Annotated in this window: 23 protein-coding genes; 10 read left to right on the top strand and 13 right to left on the bottom strand. The window is 60.1% G+C overall.

From position 1 onward, the window contains the following. Positions 1-505: 505 nt before the first annotated feature. Both typA and thiI read right to left on the bottom strand, forming a co-directional pair. A complete protein-coding gene (gene typA, locus NDJ82_RS26820) occupies positions 506-2,326 on the bottom strand; it encodes a translational GTPase TypA (RefSeq protein WP_250926629.1) in 1,821 nt (606 codons plus the stop codon). A 139-nt stretch (positions 2,327-2,465) separates the two neighbouring features. Beyond that, on the bottom strand, positions 2,466-3,920 hold the full coding sequence (thiI, locus tag NDJ82_RS26815) for a tRNA uracil 4-sulfurtransferase ThiI (RefSeq protein ID WP_112193026.1): 1,455 nt from the start codon (positions 3,918-3,920) through the stop codon (positions 2,466-2,468). A gap of 334 nt (positions 3,921-4,254) precedes the next feature. Here thiI and glnA point away from each other — a divergent pair, with 334 nt between their 5' ends. From glnA to ntrC, 4 genes are all read left to right on the top strand, one after another. Further along, positions 4,255-5,661, top strand: coding sequence for a type I glutamate--ammonia ligase (gene glnA / locus NDJ82_RS26810; RefSeq protein ID WP_032890148.1), 1,407 nt, complete (start codon positions 4,255-4,257; stop codon positions 5,659-5,661). A gap of 141 nt (positions 5,662-5,802) precedes the next feature. Beyond that, entirely contained in the window at positions 5,803-6,339 is a 537-nt protein-coding gene (locus tag NDJ82_RS26805) for a chorismate mutase (RefSeq protein ID WP_099583860.1), read from the top strand. Positions 6,340-6,591: 252 nt separating this feature from the next. Next, positions 6,592-7,677, top strand: a complete 1,086-nt coding sequence (gene glnL, locus NDJ82_RS26800; RefSeq protein ID WP_099583861.1) for a nitrogen regulation protein NR(II) — start codon at positions 6,592-6,594, stop codon at positions 7,675-7,677. Beyond that, the gene (gene ntrC, locus NDJ82_RS26795; RefSeq protein WP_191946989.1) at positions 7,674-9,110 is read left to right on the top strand and encodes a nitrogen regulation protein NR(I); all 1,437 of its coding nucleotides are present in this window, start codon (positions 7,674-7,676) and stop codon (positions 9,108-9,110) included. Before glnL ends, ntrC begins: the two co-directional genes overlap by 4 nt. Before the next feature lie 374 nt (positions 9,111-9,484). Here the strand turns inward: ntrC and NDJ82_RS26790 are convergent, their stop codons facing one another. Beyond that, entirely contained in the window at positions 9,485-9,925 is a 441-nt protein-coding gene (locus NDJ82_RS26790; protein ID WP_158879028.1) for a hypothetical protein, read from the bottom strand. Here NDJ82_RS26790 and NDJ82_RS26785 point away from each other — a divergent pair. Continuing rightward, positions 9,924-10,379 (top strand): tRNA (cytidine(34)-2'-O)-methyltransferase, encoded by a 456-nt coding sequence (locus tag NDJ82_RS26785; protein WP_010563141.1) that lies wholly within the window; start codon positions 9,924-9,926, stop codon positions 10,377-10,379. The genes NDJ82_RS26790 and NDJ82_RS26785 overlap by 2 nt on opposite strands. Positions 10,380-10,505: 126 nt before the next feature. Here the strand turns inward: NDJ82_RS26785 and secB are convergent, their stop codons facing one another. From secB to NDJ82_RS26770, 3 genes are read right to left on the bottom strand one after another with little or no spacing between them, the layout of a single operon-like run. Continuing rightward, positions 10,506-10,985: a protein-export chaperone SecB gene (gene secB, locus NDJ82_RS26780; protein ID WP_014716520.1), complete on the bottom strand. Its 480-nt coding sequence runs from the start codon at positions 10,983-10,985 to the stop codon at positions 10,506-10,508. A gap of 42 nt (positions 10,986-11,027) precedes the next feature. Next, positions 11,028-11,282 carry a glutaredoxin 3 gene (gene grxC / locus NDJ82_RS26775; protein WP_010213876.1) on the bottom strand — a complete coding sequence of 85 codons (255 nt, stop codon included), beginning with the start codon at positions 11,280-11,282 and terminating at the stop codon, positions 11,028-11,030. 1 nt (position 11,283) lies between these two features. Beyond that, entirely contained in the window at positions 11,284-11,697 is a 414-nt protein-coding gene (locus NDJ82_RS26770; RefSeq protein ID WP_032890134.1) for a rhodanese-like domain-containing protein, read from the bottom strand. Between the two features lie 151 nt (positions 11,698-11,848). Here NDJ82_RS26770 and gpmI point away from each other — a divergent pair, with 151 nt between their 5' ends. The 5 genes from gpmI (at position 11,849) to NDJ82_RS26745 (ending at position 18,425) form a co-directional block, all read left to right on the top strand. Next, positions 11,849-13,375, top strand: coding sequence for a 2,3-bisphosphoglycerate-independent phosphoglycerate mutase (gene gpmI / locus NDJ82_RS26765; RefSeq protein ID WP_250926628.1), 1,527 nt, complete (start codon positions 11,849-11,851; stop codon positions 13,373-13,375). A gap of 259 nt (positions 13,376-13,634) precedes the next feature. Continuing rightward, positions 13,635-14,930, top strand: coding sequence for a murein hydrolase activator EnvC family protein (locus NDJ82_RS26760; protein ID WP_099583865.1), 1,296 nt, complete (start codon positions 13,635-13,637; stop codon positions 14,928-14,930). Between the two features lie 30 nt (positions 14,931-14,960). Then, the gene (locus tag NDJ82_RS26755) at positions 14,961-16,289 is read left to right on the top strand and encodes a S41 family peptidase (RefSeq protein WP_099583866.1); all 1,329 of its coding nucleotides are present in this window, start codon (positions 14,961-14,963) and stop codon (positions 16,287-16,289) included. Between the two features lies 1 nt (position 16,290). Then, positions 16,291-17,076, top strand: coding sequence for a divergent polysaccharide deacetylase family protein (locus NDJ82_RS26750; protein ID WP_250926627.1), 786 nt, complete (start codon positions 16,291-16,293; stop codon positions 17,074-17,076). Between the two features lie 71 nt (positions 17,077-17,147). Next, the gene (locus NDJ82_RS26745; protein ID WP_250926626.1) at positions 17,148-18,425 is read left to right on the top strand and encodes a Vps62-related protein; all 1,278 of its coding nucleotides are present in this window, start codon (positions 17,148-17,150) and stop codon (positions 18,423-18,425) included. On the opposite strand, the gene NDJ82_RS26740 is transcribed toward NDJ82_RS26745, so the two are convergent. The 7 genes from NDJ82_RS26740 to NDJ82_RS26710 all read right to left on the bottom strand — a co-directional run bounded on the left by NDJ82_RS26740 (position 18,406) and on the right by NDJ82_RS26710 (position 24,169). Then, positions 18,406-19,161 carry a substrate-binding periplasmic protein gene (locus NDJ82_RS26740; protein ID WP_099583868.1) on the bottom strand — a complete coding sequence of 252 codons (756 nt, stop codon included), beginning with the start codon at positions 19,159-19,161 and terminating at the stop codon, positions 18,406-18,408. The two genes, NDJ82_RS26745 and NDJ82_RS26740, sit on opposite strands and share 20 nt — an antisense overlap. A gap of 66 nt (positions 19,162-19,227) precedes the next feature. After that, positions 19,228-19,998 carry an imidazole glycerol phosphate synthase subunit HisF gene (hisF, locus tag NDJ82_RS26735; RefSeq protein ID WP_003171107.1) on the bottom strand — a complete coding sequence of 257 codons (771 nt, stop codon included), beginning with the start codon at positions 19,996-19,998 and terminating at the stop codon, positions 19,228-19,230. Positions 19,999-20,007: 9 nt separating this feature from the next. Further along, on the bottom strand, positions 20,008-20,745 hold the full coding sequence (gene hisA, locus NDJ82_RS26730; protein ID WP_048723388.1) for a 1-(5-phosphoribosyl)-5-[(5-phosphoribosylamino)methylideneamino]imidazole-4-carboxamide isomerase: 738 nt from the start codon (positions 20,743-20,745) through the stop codon (positions 20,008-20,010). A gap of 39 nt (positions 20,746-20,784) precedes the next feature. After that, on the bottom strand, positions 20,785-21,042 hold the full coding sequence (locus NDJ82_RS26725; protein WP_028615366.1) for a DUF2164 domain-containing protein: 258 nt from the start codon (positions 21,040-21,042) through the stop codon (positions 20,785-20,787). Further along, positions 21,043-21,681: an imidazole glycerol phosphate synthase subunit HisH gene (gene hisH, locus NDJ82_RS26720; protein WP_065910792.1), complete on the bottom strand. Its 639-nt coding sequence runs from the start codon at positions 21,679-21,681 to the stop codon at positions 21,043-21,045. It abuts the gene before it with no gap. Then, positions 21,681-22,274, bottom strand: coding sequence for an imidazoleglycerol-phosphate dehydratase HisB (gene hisB, locus NDJ82_RS26715; RefSeq protein ID WP_003218037.1), 594 nt, complete (start codon positions 22,272-22,274; stop codon positions 21,681-21,683). Before hisB ends, hisH begins: the two co-directional genes overlap by 1 nt. A 233-nt stretch (positions 22,275-22,507) precedes the next feature. After that, entirely contained in the window at positions 22,508-24,169 is a 1,662-nt protein-coding gene (locus NDJ82_RS26710; protein ID WP_158879025.1) for an OFA family MFS transporter, read from the bottom strand. Positions 24,170-24,285: the final 116 nt, after the last annotated feature.

The raw sequence follows: 24,285 nt of genomic DNA, 5'->3' as shown, positions 1-24,285 counted from the left end.
CGCTACAACATCAGCAGGCCTCACAGCTATAACGACTACCGGTCGCCGGTCATGAAGGAAAGGTTGGCGGCGTGAACCGTAATCAGTGTCCAAGATTACTTGACCAGTTCAAGCCCCCTCCCACCTTTGAATGTATTCACAGATCAAAATGTGGGAGGGGGGGCTTGCCCCCGATGGGCATAGGTATCTACACAACTTCCCGTGGATGCTGAATCTATGGCAAATGGGCTGTTGTGGTGAGCGGGCTTGTCCCGCGCTGGGCTGCCAAGCAGCCCCATCAAAGCCACCGCGTTTTTTCAGAAAAACCAAGTTGCCTGGTTTTGGGGCTGCTGCGCAGCCCAGCGCGGGACAAGCCCGCTCACCACAGAGTTATGTATAAGCCTTTGAGAGTTGTGTAGATACCCATGCCCCGATGGGGCCAGTACAGCCACCACAGAAACTGCAGACATAAAAAAACGCCCCCGGCCTTTCGACCGGGGGCGTTTTTCATTCAGCCTGAGTTAACTCAGTTCTTGGCTTTCTTGGCAGCGCGGGTACGCTCGCCTTCGTCCAGGATCTTCTTACGCAGGCGGATCGACTTAGGCGTAACTTCGCACAGCTCGTCGTCCTGGATGAATTCCAGGGCCTGTTCCAGGGTGAAGCGAACAGGTGGAACCAGAGCGATGGTTTCGTCTTTGCCCGAAGCACGCATGTTGTCGAGCTTCTTGCCTTTGGTTGGGTTGACGCCCATGTCGTTGTCACGGCTGTTCAGACCAACGATCTGACCGTTGTAGATCTCTTGACCGTGCTCAACGAACAGCTTGCCACGCGCCTGGAGGGTTTCCAGGGAGTAGGTCAGTGCCTTGCCGGTTTCTACCGATACCAGAACACCGTTCTGACGGCCGGACATGTCGCCGGACTTCATGGTGTCGTAGCGATCGAAGATCGAGGTCAGGATGCCAGCACCGTTGGTCAGGGTCAGGAACTGGTTACGGAAACCGATCAGACCACGAGCAGGGATGTTGTATTCCAGACGCACACGGCCTTTGCCATCCGGCACCATGTTGGTCAGGTCGCCTTTACGCAGACCCATCTCTTCCATCACCTTGCCCTGGGATTCTTCCGGGGTGTCGATGGTGACGTTTTCGAACGGTTCCTGCTTCACGCCGTCAACCTGACGGATGATCACTTCTGGACGACCAACGCCCATTTCGAAGCCTTCGCGACGCATGGTTTCGATCAGTACCGAGAGGTGCAGCTCACCACGGCCGGAAACCTTGAACTTGTCAGCCGAGTCGCCTTCTTCAACGCGCAGTGCAACGTTGTACAGCAGCTCTTTGTCCAGACGTTCCTTGATGTTACGGGAAGTCACGAACTTGCCTTCTTTACCGCAGAAAGGCGAGTCGTTTACCTGGAAGGTCATGGAAACGGTTGGCTCGTCAACGGTCAGAGGCTTCATCGCCTCGACGTTGTCCGGCTGGCACAGGGTGTCGGAGATGAACAGCGAGTCCATACCGCTCACGCAGACGATGTCGCCAGCGAAAGCTTCTTCAACGTCTACACGGTGCAGACCGTGGTGACCCATCAGCTTCAGGATACGACCGTTACGCTTCTTGCCGTCGGCGCCGATAGCAACAACCGGGGTGTTCGGCTTGACGCTACCACGAGCGATACGGCCAACGCCGATAACACCCAGGAAGCTGTTGTAGTCCAGCGCCGAGATTTGCATCTGGAACGGGCCATCACGGTCAACTTTTGGAGCCGGTACGTTGTCGACGATCGACTGGTACAGCGGGGTCATGTCTTCAGCCATGTCGGTGTGTTCCAGACCGGCAATGCCGTTCAGGGCCGAGGCGTAGACGACTTTGAAGTCCAGCTGTTCTTCGGTAGCACCCAGGTTGTCGAACAGGTCGAAGATCTGGTCCAGAACCCAGTCCGGACGCGCGCCTGGACGGTCAACCTTGTTGATGCACACGATCGGACGCAGGCCGGCTTCGAAAGCCTTCTTGGTCACGAAACGGGTTTGCGGCATAGGGCCGTCCTGGGCATCAACCAGCAGCAGAACGGAGTCAACCATCGACATTACGCGTTCTACTTCGCCGCCGAAGTCGGCGTGGCCCGGGGTATCCACGATGTTGATGTGGTAGCCGTTCCAGTTGATAGCGGTGTTTTTTGCCAGGATGGTAATACCGCGCTCTTTTTCCTGGTCGTTGGAGTCCATCACGCGCTCGTCGTTGAGCTCGTTGCGCTCCAGGGTGCCGGATTGACGCAGGAGTTTGTCTACCAGGGTGGTTTTACCATGGTCAACGTGAGCAATGATGGCGATGTTACGTAGATTTTCGATCACTTGTGTATCTCGATCAGAGGATTCGGTGTGCTGACAGGTCGTGGCAGCGATTAACAGTAGAGTCAGGCCTTGCCGTTACAGCTTGACGGCAGAGTCGGGGGGCCGGTGACGCAGGCCACAGGCAAACAGCCCCGGGCTCTTAGCTCGGTCGATAAACGCGCACATTGGCATGCCCCTCACTGAGCAAATGGTGGGCATGCAGGCGACTCATCACGCCTTTGTCGCAATACAGCAGGTACTGACGGCTGTCATCCAGTTCCTTGAAACGCGCGTTCAATGCATAGAACGGCAGCGTTTGTACGTCGATGCCAGGAATCTCCAGCGGCTCATCTTCAGCGGCATCCGGGTGACGGATGTCGACAACGATCTGACCGGCCAGGGCTTCACTGACTTCTTCGATCTGCACATCCTGGCCCAATTCGTCGATCACTCGATCGATCGGGACCAGCTTGGCGTTCTGGAGCGCACGCTCCAGAACGGCCATATCAAACTGTTGTTCTTCATACTCCACGCGGTTGCGCTTGGCGTGGGTCTTGGGGTTCACCGAGATGACCCCGCAGTATTCAGGCATATGCTTGGCGAAGTCGGCGGTGCCGATTTCTTCTGCCAAATCGATGATGTCCTGCTTGTGGCTGGCGATCAGCGGGCGCAATACCAGCTTCTCGGTGACGCAGTCGATCAGCGACAGGTTCGGCAGCGTCTGGCTGGAAACCTGGGAAATCGCTTCGCCGGTCACCAGGGCGTCGATCTGCAACTGATCGGCGATCCGGGACGCGGCGCGCAACATCATACGCTTCAATACTACGCCCATATGACTGTTATCGACTTTACCGAGAATTTCGCCCAGCACTTCCTCGAACGGTACGCTCACAAATAGCACGCGCTGGGAGCTGCCGTACTTCTTCCAGATAAAGTGCGCGACTTCCATCACGCCCAATTCGTGTGCACGCCCGCCCAGGTTAAAGAAGCAGAAGTGGCTCATCAGGCCGCGGCGCATGATCTGGTAAGCCGCCACCGTGGAATCGAAACCGCCGGACATCAATACCAGGGTCTGTTCCAAGGCGCCCAGCGGGTAGCCGCCGATGCTGTTGTGCTGGCTGTGGATCACAAACAACCGTTGGTCGCGAATTTCCATGCGCACTTCAATTTCTGGCGCTTTCAAGGAAATTCCAGCGGCGCCACACTCACGACGCAGCTTGCTGCCGACGTATTTCTCTACATCCATGGAGCTGAATGGGTGCTTGCCGGCGCGCTTGCAGCGCACCGAAAAAATCTTGCCCTCGATCTCATTGCCGAAGTGCTGCTTGCACTTCTCGGTGATGTCGTCGAAGTCGCCCAGCGGGTACTCGTCCACCTGCAGGAAATGCGCGATGCCCGGCATGCAGCTCAGGCGCTCGGTCATGTCCTTCAAGGCTTTGGCGTCGGTGACACGGGTTTCCAGTTCGAGGTTGTCCCACACACCGTTCACCACCACAGCCGGGTCCAGATCGCGGAGCACGGCACGGATGTTCTTGGCCAACTGACGGATGAAACGCGTCCGTACCGGTCGGCTTTTAATGGTGATCTCGGGGAAGACTTTAACGATTAATTTCATGGAAACAGCGCGCGCCGGGCCTGCTGAAAAAGGGGGGCGCGGATTATAGCGGAAATCGCTCAAGGTTTAACCAGTTAATATGCACAGCACTCAACTCGCACTAAAGCGGTGCATTTGCGAGCGCGTGCGCCACATTGCGGTGCGCCAATTTCGGGCTTTTGTCGCAATGCACCTTTATAGGGGCGTTTTTGGAGCAGAAAACCCATGTTGGCGCACTGGCATGCAATTTGCTCTCTTGTGAGGCAGGTTGCCATGGCGGACTATCCGCGCCGGCATCACCCACATTCTAAGGGCTAACTCCACTACCCCAGCCCGAAGCCACCCGGAGGACACTATGTCGAAGTCGGTTCAACTCATCAAAGATCATGACGTTAAATGGATTGATCTGCGCTTCACGGACACCAAAGGCACACAGCACCACGTGACCATGCCGGCTCGCGATGCGCTGGATGATGCTTTCTTCGAAGAAGGCAAAATGTTCGACGGTTCCTCCATCGCTGGCTGGAAAGGCATCGAAGCCTCCGACATGATCCTGATGCCGGACGACAGCACTGCCGTGCTCGACCCGTTCACCGAAGAAGCCACCCTGATCCTGGTGTGCGACGTGATCGAGCCTTCGACCATGCAAGGCTACGACCGCGACCCTCGTGCGATCGCCAAGCGCGCCGAGGAATACCTGAAGTCGACCGGTATCGGTGACACTGTATTCGTAGGCCCGGAGCCAGAGTTCTTCATCTTTGACCAAGTGAAGTTCAAGTCCGACATCTCCGGTTCCATGTTCAAGATCTACTCCGAACAAGGCTCCTGGATGTCCGACCAGGACGTGGAAGGCGGCAACCATGGCCACCGTCCAGGTATCAAAGGCGGTTACTTCCCGGTTCCACCGTTCGACCACGACCACGAAATCCGTACCTCCATGTGCAACGCCATGGAAGACATGGGCCTGGTCATCGAAGTGCATCACCACGAAGTGGCGACTGCCGGCCAGAACGAAATCGGTGTGAAGTTCAACACCCTGGTAGCCAAGGCTGACGAAGTTCAGACCCTGAAGTACTGCGTACACAACACTGCCGTTGCCTACGGCCGTACCGCTACCTTCATGCCTAAGCCGCTGTACGGCGATAACGGTTCGGGTATGCACGTTCACCTGTCCATTGCCAAAGATGGCAAGAACACCTTCGCTGGCGAAGGTTATGCCGGCCTGTCCGACACTGCCCTGTACTTCATCGGCGGTATCATCAAGCACGGTAAGGCCCTGAACGGCTTCACCAACCCGTCGACCAACTCCTACAAGCGTCTGGTCCCAGGTTTCGAAGCACCGGTAATGCTGGCCTACTCGGCGCGCAACCGTTCCGCTTCGATCCGTATTCCTTACGTGTCCAGCCCTCGCGCTCGTCGTATCGAAGCCCGCTTCCCGGATCCAGCAGCCAACCCGTACCTGGCCTTCGCTGCCCTGGTAATGGCTGGCCTGGACGGTATCCAGAACAAGATCCACCCAGGCGACGCCGCCGACAAAAACTTGTACGACCTGCCGCCTGAAGAGGCCAAAGAGATCCCACAAGTGTGCGGCAGCCTGAAAGAAGCCCTGGAAGAGCTGGACAAGGGCCGTGCGTTCCTGACCAAAGGCGGCGTGTTCAGCGACGACTTCATCGACGCTTACATCGGCCTGAAAAGCGAAGAAGAAATCAAGGTTCGCACCTTCGTACACCCACTGGAATACGAGCTGTACTACAGCTGCTGATCCGGTAGCGCTGCTTGACGTAGCGTGATGAAAAGGGCCTCCTTCGGGAGGTCTTTTTTTGCCTGGTGATTGTCAGATGGCCGCTTGGCGGTCGAGCATACGGCTAACCATCAGCGCCCCCCTCCCATAAGGAGATATCCATTGAAACGTCGATTTGTATTCGCTCTGTTATTTGTCAGCGCAAGTGCGAGTGCCGCGCCGCCTACGCTTGAGCCGTTGCTCAACAGCATCGCCGAGCGCCTGGAAATCGCCGACCAAGTGGCCCTGAGCAAATGGGACAGCCACAAACCGGTGGAAGATAAGAAACGTGAACAAGAGGTGATCGCCAGCGTCGTCGCCCAGGCCCCAAGCTACAAACTCGACCCCGCCACCGCCGAACAGTTTTTCTCGGCGCAGATCGAGGCGAACAAGCTGGTGCAATACACCCACCTGTCCGACTGGCAGTTCCAGGGCAAGGCACCCGACGATCCGCGCCCGGACCTGGTAAAGCAGATTCGACCGCAGCTGGACCAATTGCAAAAACGCCTGCTGCAACAACTGGCGGACTTCACGCCCCAGCGCAAAGACCCACAATGCCCGCAATGGCTGGCGGCAGCCGTACACGAACCACTGAATGACCCGCTTCGCCAACTGGCCATGATCCGCGCTACGGCCGAGCTGTGCATCTACCCCGGCTAAAGCTTTTTTCGGCTACCTGAACAGACTGCAGCAAATCGCACTATATTGGTGCGATGAGCTGCACCCTTCCCACCTGTCCAGCCCATTTTGGTTCGAAACTTCCCGCGCAGGCTGGCAGAACGCCACAGTTTCGCGCCTCAAACCCCTATTTCAAGGCTTTAACGCTTCTTTTCGGAGCCTTGGTTTGGTTTTTGCATTTTCCTTGTATCAGCGTGTGCCTCAAGCCCGCGCCTTGCTCCAAAAGAGGTCCTGATGACCATCAGCGATGCACTGCACCGTTTGCTACTCGACAACCTGACCACCGCGACCATCCTGCTCAATGACGATTTGCGTCTTGAGTACATGAACCCGGCGGCGGAAATGCTCCTGGCCATCAGCGGCCAGCGCAGCCATGGGCAGTTCATCAGCGAGCTGTTCACCGAGTCGGCCGAAGCCTTGAGCTCGTTGCGCCAGGCCGTGGAGCAGGCACACCCGTTCACCAAGCGCGAAGCGATGCTCACTGCCCTTACCGGCCAGACATTGACTGTCGACTACGCCGTGACCCCGATCCTGAGCAACGGCACCACCTTGCTGCTGCTCGAAGTGCATCCGCGTGATCGCCTGCTGCGCATCACCAAAGAGGAAGCACAGTTGTCCAAGCAGGAAACCAGCAAGATGCTGGTGCGCGGCCTCGCCCACGAGATCAAGAACCCGTTGGGCGGCATCCGTGGCGCAGCGCAGTTGCTGGCCCGCGAGCTGCCGGAGGAGCACCTCAAGGACTACACCAACGTCATCATCGAAGAAGCCGACCGCCTGCGTAACCTGGTGGACCGCATGCTCGGTTCCAACAAGCTGCCGTCCCTGGCGATGACCAACGTGCACGAGGTGCTGGAGCGCGTCTGCCAACTGGTCGACGCCGAGAGCCAGGGCTGCATCACCCTGGTGCGCGACTACGACCCAAGCATTCCTGACGTGTTGATCGACCGCGAGCAGATGATCCAGGCGGTGCTCAATATCGTGCGCAACGCGATGCAGGCCATCAGCAGCCAGAACGAACTGCGCCTGGGCCGCATCAGCCTGCGTACCCGCGCCCTGCGCCAGTTCACCATCGGCCACGTGCGCCATCGTCTGGTGACCAAGGTCGAGATCATCGACAACGGCCCGGGCATTCCTGTGGAACTGCAGGAAACCATTTTCTTTCCCATGGTCAGCGGCCGCCCGGACGGTACCGGGCTGGGCCTGGCCATTACCCAGAACATCATCAGCCAGCATCAGGGCTTGATCGAGTGTGAGAGCCATCCGGGTCACACCACGTTCTCGATCTTTCTGCCACTGGAACAAGGAGCCCCTTCGACATGAGCCGTAGTGAAACCGTCTGGATCGTCGATGACGACCGTTCCATCCGCTGGGTCCTCGAGAAAGCCTTGCAACAGGAAGGCATGACCACCCAGAGCTTCGATAGCGCCGATGGCGTGATGAGCCGCCTGGCGCGCCAGCAGCCCGACGTGATCATCTCCGACATCCGCATGCCCGGCGCCAGCGGCCTGGACCTGCTGGCGCGGATTCGCGAGCAGCACCCGCGCCTGCCGGTAATCATCATGACCGCGCACTCGGACCTGGACAGCGCTGTCGCGTCCTACCAGGGCGGTGCGTTTGAATACCTGCCCAAGCCGTTTGACGTGGACGAGGCCGTCGCGCTGGTCAAGCGCGCCAACCAGCACGCCCAGGAACAGCAGAACCAGGAAGCCCCACCGGCCCTGACCCGCACCCCGGAAATCATCGGTGAAGCACCGGCGATGCAGGAAGTGTTTCGCGCCATCGGGCGCTTGAGCCACTCCAACATCACCGTGCTGATCAACGGCGAGTCGGGTACCGGTAAAGAGCTGGTGGCCCATGCCCTGCACCGTCACAGCCCACGGGCGGCGTCGCCGTTTATCGCATTGAACATGGCGGCGATTCCCAAGGACTTGATGGAATCCGAGCTATTCGGCCACGAAAAAGGCGCGTTCACCGGCGCGGCCAACCTGCGTCGCGGCCGCTTCGAACAGGCCGACGGCGGCACCTTGTTCCTCGATGAGATCGGCGACATGCCGGCCGATACCCAGACCCGGCTGCTGCGCGTACTGGCGGACGGCGAGTTCTACCGCGTCGGCGGCCACACGCCGGTCAAGGTTGATGTACGCATCATCGCGGCGACCCACCAGAACCTCGAAACCCTGGTAAACGCGGGCAAGTTCCGTGAGGACTTGTTCCACCGCCTCAACGTGATCCGCATCCACATTCCACGCATGTCGGACCGCCGCGAGGACATCCCGACCCTCGCCCGCCACTTCCTCAGCCGCGCCGCCCAGGAGCTGGCCGTCGAGCCGAAGCTGCTCAAAAGCGAAACCGAGGAATACCTGAAAAACCTGCCGTGGCCAGGCAACGTGCGCCAGTTGGAGAACACCTGCCGCTGGATCACCGTGATGGCGTCCGGGCGCGAAGTGCATATCAGCGACCTGCCACCGGAGCTGTTAAGCCTGCCGCAAGACTCTGCCCCCGTGACCAACTGGGAACAAGCGCTGCGCCAATGGGCCGACCAGGCGTTGGCACGCGGCCAGTCGAACCTGCTGGACAGCGCCGTGCCGGCGTTTGAGCGGATCATGATTGAGACTGCGTTGAAGCACACTGCCGGCCGCCGCCGCGACGCTGCTGTGTTGCTCGGTTGGGGCCGTAATACCCTGACACGCAAGATCAAGGAGTTGGGGATGAAGGTTGATGGCGGGGATGATGATGAGGGCGACGACGCCTGATTCTGGACCTCACCACTATCCAATGTGGGAGGGGAGCCCCCTCCCACACTCGTAATCTGGTTTCGGGGCTGTGCACCGCTTCAATGCACCATGAACCGGCATTGGGCACGGGCCAGATACCTGAAACACCGCTATCGCTGAAAAACCCTCGCCAGCCGAAACCACCAAAGCCCCGTATTCCGGGGCTTTGCGCTTTGTGGTGAAATTATTTGGCAAAACTTGACGAGTCTGGCACGCGCCCTGCAATAACCCCAGTACAACCCAGTTTCGGGGACCTTGGTACAGGCAGGCCGAGAATCCCCTCTTTAACACCGAAGCCTTTGGCTTCAACCGTTTTGGGAGCCCTGGTACAGGCAGGCCGGGAACTCCCTCTTTTATTGCTCCTGGAGATGGATCTCCAACCGCCAGCGGTCATCGACCTCCTCCCCCTTCCACTCTCCGCGCAATGGCCGAGCCGCCACCAGGTTCAGCAGCAGGCCGCCATCGGTCTTGCGCACGCGCCAGTTCACGTCTTTGTCGTTGACCTTGAGTTGCCCGGTACCGGCCTTGCCTTGGGCGTCAAACAGCAACGCCACGGTGCCATCGATATGCTCGCCGTGCAGCTTGGGCTCGCTGTTGAACCACACCACGACGCCGTCCGCGGTCGTTTCCACCTGCAGCAGTTCGACCGGGTCCGCCGTGGTCAGGCGGCCGATCATCAGGCCCACCATCAGGCCGACAATCGCCAGCGAGCCCATGACTCTTGGCAATAGCTTCGGTCTTGGGTCTTCTTCAGGGGTAGAATGCAGCGCATCTTTGCCTTCGGAGCCGTGCATGTTTCACGTCATCCTTTTTCAACCAGAAATTCCGCCGAATACCGGCAACGTTATCAGGCTGTGCGCCAACAGTGGCTGCCACCTGCATTTGATCGAGCCCCTGGGCTTCGACATGGACGACAAGCGCCTGCGTCGTGCCGGGCTGGACTACCACGAGTACGCTACGCTCCAGCGTCACGCCGACTTGGCAAGCTGCCTGGAAAGCCTGGGGCATCCACGGTTGTTCGCGTTCACCACCAAAGGTTCGCGGCCATTCCATGATGCCAGCTTTGCCGAGGGCGATGCCTTCCTGTTCGGCCCGGAAAGCCGTGGCCTGCCCGCCGAGGTACTCGATGCCCTGCCCGACGGCCATCGCCTGCGCCTGCCGATGCGCGAGGGCTGCCGCAGCCTGAACCTGTCCAACACCGTGGCCGTCGCTGTTTACGAAGGCTGGCGCCAGCTCGGCTTCAAGTAACACACATAACAAATGTGGGAGGGGGCTTGCCCCCGATGGCGGAGCGTCAGTCGACATCTATGTGACTGATCCACCGTCATCGGGGGCAAACCCCCTCCCACATTGGGTTATGCGTCGGGTTCGAGATTACTGAACCGTCGGCGCGCCTTCCTGTTGCATGCGCTGGAGCTCTTGAGCATACAGGGCATCAAAGTTCACCGGTGCCAGCATCAGCGCCGGGAACGAGCCACGGGTGACCAGGCTGTCCAGGGTCTCACGGGCATACGGGAACAGGATGTTCGGGCAGAACGCACCCAGGGTGTGGCTCATGGACGCTTCGTCCAGGCCCTGGATCAGGAAGATACCGGCCTGTTGCACTTCAGCGATGAAGGCCACTTCTTCGCCGTTCTTGACCGTGACCGACAGGGTCAGCACGACTTCGTGGAAGTCGCCTTCCAATGCTTTTTGACGGGTGTTCAGGTCCAGCGCAACGCTTGGGGTCCATTCCTGGCGGAAGATGGCCGGGCTTTTCGGCGCTTCGAACGACAGGTCACGCACGTAGATACGCTGCAGCGAGAACTGTGGGCCTTGAGCTTCTGCTGCTTCGGTGTTCTGTTGGTCAGTCATCGCAGATCCTTCTTGATCTTGGGGTCTTTTAGGGTTTAGGAGTCAGACGAGCAGCAGCGCATCGAGTTTACCGGCGCGCTCCAGGGCAAACAGGTCGTCGCAACCACCGATGTGCTTGGCGCCGATCCAGATCTGCGGCACGGACGTGCGCCCCGCCTTCTGGGCCATTTCGGCGCGCACCTGGGGCTTGCCGTCGACCTTGATCTCTTCGAAGGCAACGCCCTTCTTCTCCAGCAAGGCCTTGGCCCGCATGCAGTAAGGGCACCAATCACTGGAATACACGACAACCTGGCTCATATCACTTCACCAGCGGCAGGTTATCGGCGCGCCAGCTGCTGATGCCACCGGACAGCTTGGCGGCGGTGAAACCGGTCTTGAGCATTTCGCGGGCGTGGGTGCCGGCGTGCTGGCCCTGGGCGTCGACCAGGATGATGGTCTTGGCCTTGTGCTTTTCCAGCTCGGCCAGGCGCGCAATCAGCTTGTCCTGTGGAATGTTCAGGGCACCGACGATATGGCCGGCAGCGAATTCCTTGGCGGGGCGGATATCCACCACGATGGCCTCATCCTTGTTGACCAGTGCGGTCAGCTCCGATGTGCTCAGGCTGCGGCCACCACGGCTCAATTCGTGAGCGATCAGCAGCGCCAGCAGGATGACGAAGGCGCCCACGAGCAGATAGTGGGCAGTGGCAAATGCAATCAGGTGATCAACCATCAAGGAGGTTCCAGGGCGTTAAAATGGCGGTAAGTATACACAGCCGTCAGGGGGGGCCAACCCCCGTAAAGCGGTGACGTGGTCGGAACTTCGCTTTAAACTGCCACTCACTTTTCAATTGCCTTCCTTTATTACCGCCGCGAGAGGATCTATGACTACCACGCCTAAACCTTTGGTCCTGATAATTCTCGATGGCTTTGGACACAGTGAAAGCCACCACGACAACGCGGTGTACGCGGCCGAGAAGCCTGTACTGGACCGCCTGACCGCCAGCGTCCCCAACGGCCTGATCTCCGGCTCGGGCATGGACGTTGGCCTGCCGGACGGCCAGATGGGCAACTCGGAAGTCGGCCACATGAACCTCGGCGCCGGACGAGTGGTATATCAGGACTTCACCCGTGTGACCAAAGCGATCCGCGACGGCGAGTTCTTCGAGAACCCGACCATCTGCGCCGCGGTAGATAAAGCAGTGGCCGCCGGCAAGGCCGTGCATTTCATGGGCCTGCTGTCGGACGGCGGCGTACACAGCCATCAGGACCACCTGGTGGCCATGGCCGAGCTGGCCTTCAAGCGCGGCGCCGACAAGATCTATCTGCACGCCTTCCTAGACGGTCGCGACACGCCGCCGAAAAGCGCGCAAACCTCCATCGAACTGCTGGACACCACCTTCGCCGCCCTGGGCAAGGGCCGTATCGCGAGCATCGTCGGCCGTTACTTCGCCATGGACCGCGACAACCGCTGGGACCGCGTGTCCCAGGCGTACAACCTGATCGTCGACGGCCAGGCCGAATTCAACGCCGCCACCGCCCAGGAAGGCCTGGAAGCCGCCTACGCCCGTGGTGAGAGCGATGAATTCGTCAAAGCCACCACCATCGGCGAGCCGGTGAAAGTTGAAGACGGCGACGCCGTAGTGTTCATGAACTTCCGCGCCGACCGCGCCCGCGAGCTGAGCCGCGTGTTTGTCGAAGACGGCTTCAGCGAGTTCGAACGCGCCCGCCAGCCAAAAGTGCACTACGTCGGCCTGACCCAATACGCGGCCAGCATTCCGGCCCCCGCCGCGTTTGCTCCGGGCAGCCTGGACAACGTACTGGGTGATTACCTGGCGAAAAACGGCAAGACCCAACTGCGCATCGCCGAAACCGAAAAATACGCTCACGTGACCTTCTTCTTCTCGGGCGGGCGTGAAGAACCGTTCCCCGGCGAAGAGCGCATCCTGATCCCGTCGCCAAAAGTCGCCACCTACGACCTGCAACCGGAAATGAGCGCGCCGGAAGTCACCGACAAGATCGTCGACGCCATTGAGCACCAGCGCTACGACGTAATAGTGGTCAACTACGCCAACGGCGACATGGTCGGCCACAGCGGTAACCTGGAAGCCGCGACCAAGGCCGTGGAATGCCTGGACCTGTGCGTCGGTCGCATCGTCGACGCCCTGGAAAAGGTCGGCGGCGAAGCGCTGATCACCGCCGACCACGGCAACTGTGAACAGATGTCCGACGAATCCACCGGCCAGGCACACACGGCCCACACCACCGAGCCGGTGCCGTTCATCTATGTCGGCAAGCGCGATTTCAAAGTGCGTGACGGCGGCGTGCTGGCGGATGTGGCGCCGACCATGTTGATGCTGATGGGGCTCGATAAGCCGGTTGAGATGACGGGCACTTCGATCCTGGTCTGACGTCAGCCTCACTGAAAATCAGTGTGGGAGGGGGCTTGCCCCCGATAGCGGAGTATCAGTTTGCAGCTATGTCGACTGGTACACCGCCATCGGGGGCAAGCCCCCTCCCACATTTTGATCCTCTGGGTTTGGTAGATGTCTTTTTGCCATACCACCGCCACTCGGCGCCTAACTTGCCCGCCAGCCCGAATTGGGCGTTTTTTTTGCTGCGCTTGGCGGGCATACTAGGCCGTCCCTTTCCCTGGTGTCGCCCGCCTCTATGCTTCGCGCCTTGATTACCCTTGCTCTTGTCTGCCTGCTCCAACCGGCGTTTGCCGACGAGCGTGCACAAACCCAACAACAGTTGGACGCTACGCGTCAGGACATTACCGAGCTGAAAAAACTGCTCGGCAAGCTCCAGGAAGAAAAATCCGGGGTGCAGAAAGACCTGCGCGGTACTGAAACCGAAATGGGCAAGCTGGAGAAGCAGGTCCAGGAGCTGCAAAAAGAACTAAAGAAGAGCGAGTCGGAACTGGAGCGACTCGACGCTGAGAAAAAAAAACTCCAGAGCGCACGCGTTGAACAGCAACGCCTGATCGCGATCCAGGCCCGCGCCGCCTACCAGAGCGGCCGCCAGGAATACCTCAAGCTGCTGCTCAACCAGCAGAACCCCGAGAAATTCGCGCGCACCCTGACCTACTACGACTACTTGAGCAAGGCCCGCCTGGAGCAACTTAAAAGCTTCAACGAGACGCTGCGCCAGTTGGTCAACGTGGAACAGGAAATTGCCAACCAGCAATCGCAGTTGCAGGATCAGAAACTCGCCCTGGACACTCAGCGCGACGAACTCGACAAGGTCCGCAAGGAGCGTCAGTTGGCACTGGCCAAGCTCAACGACGACGTGAAGGCCCGTGACGCCAAGCTACAGGCCCGCGAGCAGGACCAGGCCGACCTGGGCAAAGTCCTCAAGACCATCGAGGAAACCCTGGCACGCCAGGCACGCGAGGCTGAAGAGGCGCGGCAAAAAGCGCTGATCGCCCAGCAGGAAGCCGAAAAAAAGCGCCAGCGTGAGGCCGAACTGGCAGCCACCACGGACGCTCCGGCACCCCGTAAACCGGCGCATGCAGCGCCTGGCCCGCTGGTTTCCAGCGCCGGCGAATCCTTCGGCGGCCCTTTTGCTTCAGCGCGGGGCAAACTTCCATGGCCAGTTGATGGTCGATTACTGGCACGCTTCGGTGAAACCCGTGGTGATGACACCCGCGCCAAGTGGGATGGCGTGATGATCAGCGCCTCCGCCGGCAGCCAGGTCCACGCTGTCCACGGTGGGCGCGTGGTGTTTGCCGATTGGCTGCGGGGCGCCGGTTTGTTGGTGATTCTCGACCACGGTAATGGCTATTTGAGCCTTTACGGCCACAATCAGACTTTACTCAAGTCGGCAGGTGATGTTGTAAAAGCCGGTGAATCCATCTCCACTGTCGGTAACAGTGGTGGCCAGGACACCCCGGCGCTGTACTTCGCTATTCGTCAGCAGGGTCGCCCGAGCGATCCCGCACAATGGTGCCGTTCCCAAGGATAGGGCCGCATCTACATTAGGAGTTCGTTCGACATGCTGCATTTGTCCCGCCTCACTTCGCTGGCCCTGACGATCGCCCTGGTGATCGGCGCGCCTCTGGCTTTCGCCGACCAGGCCGCTCCGGCAGCACCTGCCGCCACGGCCGCCAGCTCTGCCGCGACCACCAAGGCACCGTTGCCGCTGGACGAGCTGCGTACCTTCGCGGAGGTCATGGACCGGATCAAGGCAGCCTATGTCGAACCCGTAGACGACAAGACCCTGCTGGAGAATGCCATCAAGGGCATGCTCAGCAACCTCGACCCGCACTCCGCCTACCTGGGCCCTGAAGATTTCGCCGAGCTGCAGGAAAGCACCAGCGGTGAATTCGGCGGCCTGGGCATTGAAGTCGGCGCCGAGGACGGCAACGTCAAAGTGGTATCCCCCATCGACGACACCCCGGCGTCCAAGGCCGGTATCCAGGCTGGCGACTTTATCGTCAAGATCAACGGCCAGCCGACACGTGGCCAGACCATGACGGAAGCCGTCGACAAGATGCGCGGCAAGATCGGCCAGAAAATCACCCTGACCCTGGTACGCGACGGCGGCAACCCGTTCGACGTGACACTCACCCGCGCGACCATCGTGGTCAAGAGCGTGAAGAGCCAGTTGCTGGAGTCGGGCTACGGTTACATCCGCATCACCCAATTCCAAGTCAAGACCGGCGACGAAGTAGCCAAGGCCCTGGCCAAGCTGCGCAAGGACAATGGCAAAAAACTCAACGGCATCGTCCTCGACCTGCGCAACAACCCAGGCGGCGTGCTGCAGTCGGCTGTGGAAGTGGTCGACCACTTCATCACCAAAGGCCTGATCGTCTACACCAAGGGCCGTATCGCCAATTCCGAGCTGCGTTTCTCGGCCACCGGCAACGACCTCAGCGAGAACGTGCCATTGGCCGTGCTGATCAACGGCGGCAGCGCCTCGGCCTCGGAAATCGTCGCCGGCGCCCTGCAAGACCAGAAACGCGGCGTGCTGATGGGCACTACCAGCTTCGGCAAAGGCTCGGTGCAGACTGTACTTCCGTTGAACAATGACCGCGCACTGAAGATCACCACCGCGCTGTACTACACGCCGAATGGCCGTTCGATCCAGGCCCAGGGCATCGTGCCGGACATCGAAGTGCGCAAGGCCAAGATCACTAACGAGATCGACAGCGAGTACTACAAAGAGGCCGACCTGCAAGGTCACCTGGGCAATGGCAACGGCGGCGCCGACCAGCCGACCGGCAGCAGCAAGAAAGCCAAGCCGATGCCGCAGGACGACGATTACCAGCTGGCCCAGGCGCTGAGCCTGCTCAAAGGCCTGAGCATTACGCGCAGCCGTTGATATGCGTTTTGCCCTGATCATCGCTGTGCTGTGCAGCCTGGCAGGGGTCGCCCAAGCGGCCCCTGCCAGCGAATCCCACAAAGCCTACCTGACCCTAATCATCGACGACCTCGGGCAAAACCTGCCCCGGGATCGGCGCGTGCTGGCCCTGCCGGGCCCGGTCACCACGGCGATCATGCCCGACACACCCCACTCCGCCGAATTCGCCCGTGAAGCGCACAAGGCCGGCAAAATCGTAATCCTGCACATGCCCATGGACCCAGCCACCGGCCCGTTCGCCTGGCACCCTGAGCTGCCCATCGAAGAACTCGGCAAGCGTCTGGACGCCGCATTCAACGCCGTGCCCTACACCGCCGGCATCAACAACCACATGGGCAGCCGCATGACCGCGCAACCGGCCGCCATGGCCTGGCTGATGGCGGAGCTGCAACGGCGCAACAAGTTCTTCGTCGACAGCCGCACCAGCGCGCAGACCGTGGCCGCCGCCGAGGCGCAGAAGATCGGGCTGGCGCATGTTTCGCGGGATGTGTTCCTTGATGACGAACGCACCGAGGCAGCGATCACCACGCAACTGCAAACCGCAATCAAGCTGGCGCACAAGCAGGGTTCGGCGGTGATGATCGGGCACCCTTACCCACAGACCCTGGCGGTGCTGGAGCGCGAATTGCCCAAGCTCAAGGCCCAAGGCGTGGAGTGGATTGATATCAAGTTGATGATCAGTGTGCGCAGTAATCAGGCCATGAGCGGACACGGAAAAAACGGTACCTACCAACCGGTGCGCAAGTAAGTACCACATAGGACGTAGTCGCTCCTGAATAGTAGACCTTTACGGCCTACACTTTCAGGACGCGACACGCCATGGACTCTATCTGCTACTCAAACCTGCTGATCAACTTCACCAGCGAATTCACGCCACTCTGGAACGATAAAGGCGCCGGCAGCACAAAGCCTGTCAGCTTCTGGCGACCCGTAGCGTCGTCGGACTTTTTGAATGGTTTCTACCCCCTCGGGGACTTGGCGGTTGGCAACTACGACAACATCAACCGAAAACGCATCGTCGCAGTGGCCAGTGAAGCGCCACTAATCCCCGGGGCGCCTCGCCTGGAAAAGGCTCTGAGCGCGCCCGTGGAGTATGAATTGGTCTGGAATGATTCCGGCTCCCGCGCTCATACCGATGGTGCCATCTGGCGACCGATTCCACCCGAAGGCTATGTGGCGCTGGGGCTGGTGTGCGGCACCGGCCACGACAAACCATCGCGCAACGCCATTCGTTGCGTACGAGCAGACTTGGTCATCGCCTCCTACATCAGCGACCTGATCTGGAACGATAGGGGCAGCGGAGCCCAGAAGGATTTCAGCGCCTGGAGCATTTCACCGCCTGGCGCCGCCTCCGGGGAGGCGTACTTTTCGGCAGGTACCTTTGTCGGCGCCGACAGCTACACCAAACCGTCAACCCATGTCGCCGCCTACTCTCTGCGCATGCAAATCCGGCAGACCGTCAGCTCCGCTCCACCAGCGCCGGCGCTACCCGATTACCGGCAGCCCTCGCCGTTCGAAGCGGCGCACATCACCCATACCTGTGAGATCCCGTGGTTTACGGTGAAGGACCCCAACCTGCGCCCGGCCGAACAGTTGTTCACGTCACCCACCTATCGCCTGGAACGAACGGATCGCTATGTGCTGGTCGGCTTCGGACACAACAAGACGTCAATCAACCAGACCTTCAAATGGACTGCTACCCGTGGAGAGAATGGTGGAAAATCCAAGACACTTACCGAAACAACATCCATCGAAGTTGGCGGTGAGTGGCAGTTCAATCTTTGGGGCACGTCGATCAAGTTTTCAGCCAAGTTAAGCAAAGGCCTTACCCACACCGAAACCTCATCCAGCGGCTGGGTCACCTCGACTGCGTTTGAAATTGCTGCGGCTGTGCCGGCCAACAAGGCAGTGGCGGTCTACCTGATCCAGAGTGACTACCGGCTGCTACGTGAAAACGGCACACAGGTAGCAACCGATGTCAGCTACACCGACGGCGACAGCGTCTATTGGAGTGAATACCCGCCCACCAGAGAATGCCAGGTCACCTGCAACGCATTACCTGAGCCAACAACAAGCACTAGAGGTAGCGCGCCATGATCTGATCGACGACACCGTCCTGACGCAACTGATCCAACGCCGCCTGCAGCTTGGTCACAAGTTCGTCCGGTACGTCCTTGTTCAATGCCAGATAGAGCTGGGCACTGTTGAACCGTAACACCGTCTTGAGCCCGGTCACGCCGACCTGACGCGCCAGGTAACGCCCGGCAGGATCACCCGTGGCCCACAGGTCGATCTGCCCATCCAGCAGCTTTTGCGCGTTGTCCTGGTCGCGTAACACCACCACCGGGTTGAGCCCCTGTTTCTCCAGAGTCTCAGCGATGGCATCACCCTTGTAGGCGCCGATCTTGTAGCGGCGCGCGTGTTCCAGGTCATCCAGCTGGATCTTGCTGTCGGCCTTGGCCAGCAGCACCCAATCATCCGGGCCGATGGGGCCGACCCACTTGAACAGCGCCTCACGATCCGGCAGGCGCGCCATCACGAAGACGCCATAGCCGGGTTTCTCCAGGGCGAGTTTGTAGATTCGCTCCCAGGGAAAACGCAGGGTGAGGTTGTAGGAAATGCCGGCACGCTTGAAGGTTTCGCGCACAATGTCCACGGCGATGCCTTCGATATTCTCTTCCTTGGCGAAGTTCTTGCCATTTTTCGCCATGTTGTACGGCGGGAAGTTTTCCGTCAGTAACACCAGGGAGGCGTCAGACGGTTCGTTGGCTTGGGCGTTACCGACCATTAACACGCAGGTAGTGGCGAGGGCGAGCAGCAGGTGTTTGAACATGAAAGTTACCGGAATCCATGGCAAGCGCAGAGAGTGCCGCGCGCCTGCCATGCTGTCCAGCAACGTTTAGCGAACGACGATACCGCGTGCCGCCATGTAGGCCTTGGCCTCAGGCACGGTGTATTCGCCAAAGTGAAAAATGCTCGCCGCCAGCACTGCGCTGGCATGGCCTTCGATCACGCCGTCGGCCAGGTGCTGCAGGTTGCCGACACCGCCGGAAGCGATTACCGGAATGCCCAGCGCATCGCTGATAGCACGGGTTACGCCCAGGTCGAAGCCGTTTTTCATGCCGTCCTGGTCCATGCTGGTCAGCAGGATTTCCCCTGCGCCCAGGCCTTCCATCTTCATCGCCCACTCCACCGCGTCCAGCCCGGTGGGCTTGCGACCGCCGTGGGTGAAGATCTCCCAGCGCGGGGTTTCGCCCGGCCCGGAAACTTTCTTGGCGTCGATGGCGACGACGATGCATTGCGAGCCAAAGTGCTGCGCGGCTTCGCCGACGAACTCGGGGTTGAACACGGCGGCGGTGTTGATCGAGACCTTGTCCGCACCGGCGTTGAGCAGGTTGCGGATGTCTTGCACGGTGCGCACGCCACCGCCCACGGTCAGCGGGATGAACACCTGGCTGGCCATGCGCTCAACGGTATGCAGCGTGGTGTCGCGGCCATCGACGCTGGCAGTGATGTCGAGAAAGGTAATCTCGTCGGCACCCTGCTCGTCGTAGCGACGGGCGATTTCCACCGGGTCGCCGGCGTCACGGATGTTCTCGAACTTGACGCCCTTGACCACGCGACCATTGTCGACGTCCAGGCAAGGGATGATGCGTTTGGCCAGCGCCATGGTCAGTCCTCAGCCGTTGTAGGCATCGCAGTAAGCCTGGGCTTCGGCGACGTCCAGGGTACCTTCGTAGATCGCACGGCCGGTGATGGCACCGATGATTCCCGGCGCCTTCGCGTCGAGCAGCGACTTGATGTCGCCCAGGTTGTGAATACCGCCGGAAGCGATCACCGGAATCCTGGTGGCCGCAGCCAGCGCGGCGGTGAACGGTACGTTGCAGCCCTGCATCATGCCGTCTTTGGCGATGTCGGTATAAACGATGGCGGACACGCCGTCGGCTTCGAACTGCTTGGCCAGGTCGATCACTTGGATGGTGCTGATTTCAGCCCAGCCGTCGGTGGCGACGAAACCATCCTTGGCGTCCAGGCCCACGATGACTTTGCCTGGGAACGCGCGGCAGGCTTCAGCAACGAAGGCCGGATCTTTCACAGCCTTGGTGCCGATGATCACGTAGCTCACGCCTGCCTTGACGTAGTGCTCGATGGTTTCCAGGGAGCGGATACCGCCACCGATCTGGATCGGCAGGTTCGGGTAGCGCTTGGCGATGGCGGTAACCACTTCGCCATTGACCGGCTGGCCTTCGAAGGCGCCGTTCAAGTCCACCAGATGCAGACGACGGCAGCCCCCTTCCACCCATTTGGCAGCCATGCTCACCGGGTCATCGGAGAACACTGTGGAGTCTTCCATGCGGCCTTGGCGCAGACGGACGCAAGCGCCGTCCTTGAGATCGATAGCGGGGATAATCAGCATCTGGCAAACCTTATTCGATATTCAGCAATGCTTGGGAAATCAGGGTTTCTCAAGCGACCACAGGTCGCTTTCGATGCTTTCGAACCTTTCTTTAAGGAGCGTCTGCGTGTCGAAAATCGCCCTGTTGTAATAGTGCGGAGCCACTTCGGTGGTAAACAGCTCAAGAATCTCGGCGACCTCGAACGAGCCCAGCTTGAGCTCGAAGCGATCCTCCATGAAGCGCTTGATCTTGAGGGTAGCCTCACTCTCCTGCTCGGGCGTGAGATTCAAGATCGGCGGCTTCGGCTTCCTGGCCATTTACCAGCGCCCGTCCCAGGCGGCGAAGTTCTGCAGCAATTGCAGGCCATGGGTATGGCTCTTCTCAGGGTGGAACTGCACGGCAAAACGCGACCCTTCGGCCAGCGCTGCGGCAAAATCCACGCCGTAGTGTCCGCCACCCACTACCTGGCCCGGTTTACCGGCGGCAATGTAGTAGCTGTGCACAAAGTAGAAACGCGCCATGTCGGGCACTTCGTGCCACAGCGGGTGATCCACCGTCTGGCGGACTTCGTTCCAGCCCATGTGCGGGACTTTCAGGTGTTCGCCGTCTTCATGCAGGTCCTTGCCGAAGAACTTCACCTGGCCGGGAAACAGACCGATGCAGTCGACGCCGTCGTTCTCTTCACTGCTGTCGAGCAAGGCTTGCATGCCCACGCAGATCCCGAGAAACGGACGATCCTGGCTGACTTCGCGCACCAGGCTGTCAAAGCCCAGGCGACGGATCTCGGCCATGCAATCGCGAATCGCACCAACGCCGGGGAACACCACGCGGTCGGCTTCGCGAATCACGTTGGCGTCGCTGGTGATCAGCACCTTGCCGGCGCCCACGTGTTCGAGGGCCTTGGCCACCGAGTGCAGGTTACCCATGCCGTAATCGATAACCGCGACCGTCTGCATTACAGAACGCCCTTGGTCGAGGGCATTTGCCCGGCCATGCGGTCGTCCAGCTCTACAGCCATGCGCAGCGCACGGCCGAAGGCCTTGAACACGGTTTCGATCTGGTGGTGGGTGTTGGTGCCGCGCAGGTTGTCGATGTGCAGGCTGACCAGTGCATGGTTGACGAAGCCCTGGAAGAATTCCTGGAACAGGTCGACGTCGAAGCCGCCCACGGTGGCGCGGGTGTAGGGCACGTGCATCTGCAGGCCTGGGCGGCCAGAGAAGTCGATGACTACGCGCGACAGCGCTTCGTCCAGCGGGACATAGGCATGGCCGTAGCGACGGATGCCTTTTTTGTCGCCGATGGCCTTGGCAAATGCCTGGCCGAGGGTGATGCCTACGTCTTCCACCGTGTGGTGGTCGTCGATATGCAGGTCGCCCTTGCTGACGATATCCAGGTCGATCAGCCCGTGACGGGCGATCTGGTCCAGCATGTGCTCAAGAAAAGGTACACCGATATCAAATCGGGCCTTTCCGGTGCCATCCAGGTTGATCGAGGCTTTGATCTGGGTTTCCAGAGTGTCGCGCTCGACGGACGCCTTACGTTCGGCCATCACCAGCTCCGCAAAATCATTGGGCGAAAAAGGCAGCCATTATAGGGGCGCGGGCGCTAAACAGAAACATCGGAGGGGATAAGACTGACGAGTTGAGCGAGGAATGTCGGGGGATAGACATGTGTATACATGTGGGAGGGGGCTTGCCCCCGATGACGGAGTCTCAGTCAGTAATGCAGTGACTGATCCACCGCTATCGGGGGCAAGCCCCCTCCCACAAGGGTTTTGCAGTGTTAGTGGAACAGTACAGCCGTCTTCTGCAGGGTCACCCACACACCCCACGCCAGCGGAATACCCACCACCAGCCAGGCGGCTATCGCCATTGGCACCGTGCCGGGAGCTGCTTTCCACTCCAGGGATGTGCTGGCATCAGCACCTTTGTCATGGCCCAGCGCCTGTTCGGCGGCAAGTTCCGCGTCGGTCATGAAGTACTTGTCGGCCACTGGACGCACCAGCAGGTTGCAGATAAAGCCCAGCACCAGCAAGCCGGCGAGGATGTACAAGGTGATGTCATAGGCCGCAGCACGTTCAACGCCGATGCTCAGTTGATACTCACGCAAGTAGTTCACCAACACCGGGCCCAATACGCCCGCCGCAGCCCAGGCGGTCAAAAGGCGACCGTGGATCGCGCCGACCATCTGGGTGCCGAACAGATCGGCCAGGTAAGCCGGGACGGTCGCAAAACCGCCGCCGTACATCGACAGGATGACGCAGAACGCCGCTACGAACAGCGCCACGTTGCCCAGGTGACCCAGGTTCGGGATCAGCGCGTACAGGGCAAAGCCCAGGGCGAAGAACACGAAGTAGGTGTTTTTACGGCCCAGGTAGTCGGAGAACGACGCCCAGAAGAACCGGCCACCGATGTTGAACAGGCTCAGCAGACCGGTGAAACCCGCCGCGATTGCCGCGATCGACGCCAGCTGCCCGGCGTCCAGTTGACCGAAGGGCACGTCCACACCCAGCAACTTGCCGCCAAACACTTCCTGCAGCAGCGGCGAAGCCATGCCGAGGATGCCGATACCGGCCGATACGTTCAGGCACAACACCAGCCATACCAGGCGGAATTGCGGGGTTTTCCAGGCCACGTTCACGTGCACGTGACGGTGGGTGATCATCGCATTGCTGGCTTTTTTCGCCGGCGCGGTCCAGCCCTCAGGCTTCCAGCCGGTTGGTGGCACGCGGTAGGACAGTGCGCCGCCGATCATGAACACGAAGTAGATCGCCGCCATCACCAGGAAGCTCTGCCATACGCCCACGCTGGTCGGCGAAGCGAAGTGCCCCATCAGCGCTGCGGCCAACGGTGCACCGACCATCGCGCCGCCACCGAAACCCATGATCGCCATGCCGGTGGCCATGCCACGCTTGTCCGGGAACCACTTGATCAGGGTCGACACGGGCGAGATATAGCCCAGGCCCAGGCCGATACCGCCAATCACGCCGGAGCCGATCCACATCAACCAGATCTGGTGGGTATAGATGCCCAACGCCGAGATCAACAGGCCACCGCACCAGCACAGCGCCGATACAACGCCGGCCTTGCGTGGCCCGGCATGTTCCAGCCAGCCGCCCCAGATCGCTGCCGAGCAGCCCAGGAAGATGAAGAACAGAGTGTAGATCCAGCCCAGCATGGAGATAGGCCAGTCACACTGGGACGAGAAGACTTGGGCGATAAAGCTCATGTCCGGCGCGCAGGCAACCGGCTTGGTGATACCCAGCGCCTTGGACAGCGGCAGCCAGAACACCGAAAAACCGTAGGCCATGCCGATGCAGAGGTGGATGGCCAGGGCGGCCGGTGGAACCAGCCAGCGGTTGAACCCGGGCTTGGCGATGATGCGTTCCTTGGACAGGAACGCCGGCTGTGCGGCGGCAGAACCGGCCACAGTGCTAGTGCTCATTGGTGTTTCCCCCAGTTATTGGTATGCGTCCGTCAGGCGCTCTCCCCCTCGGCCTAGCACGCAGAGCGTGGCCGTTTTTGTTGAGTGAAGCTCCATTTTGGCGCGACGATACGTCG

Origin of the sequence: Pseudomonas sp. SR18 (assembly GCF_023701505.1) — a bacterium.
GTDB lineage: Bacteria > Pseudomonadota > Gammaproteobacteria > Pseudomonadales > Pseudomonadaceae > Aquipseudomonas > Aquipseudomonas cyclaminis.
Note: the sequence above shows the minus strand (reverse complement) of the source record. Positions and strands in the feature narration are given on the sequence as shown.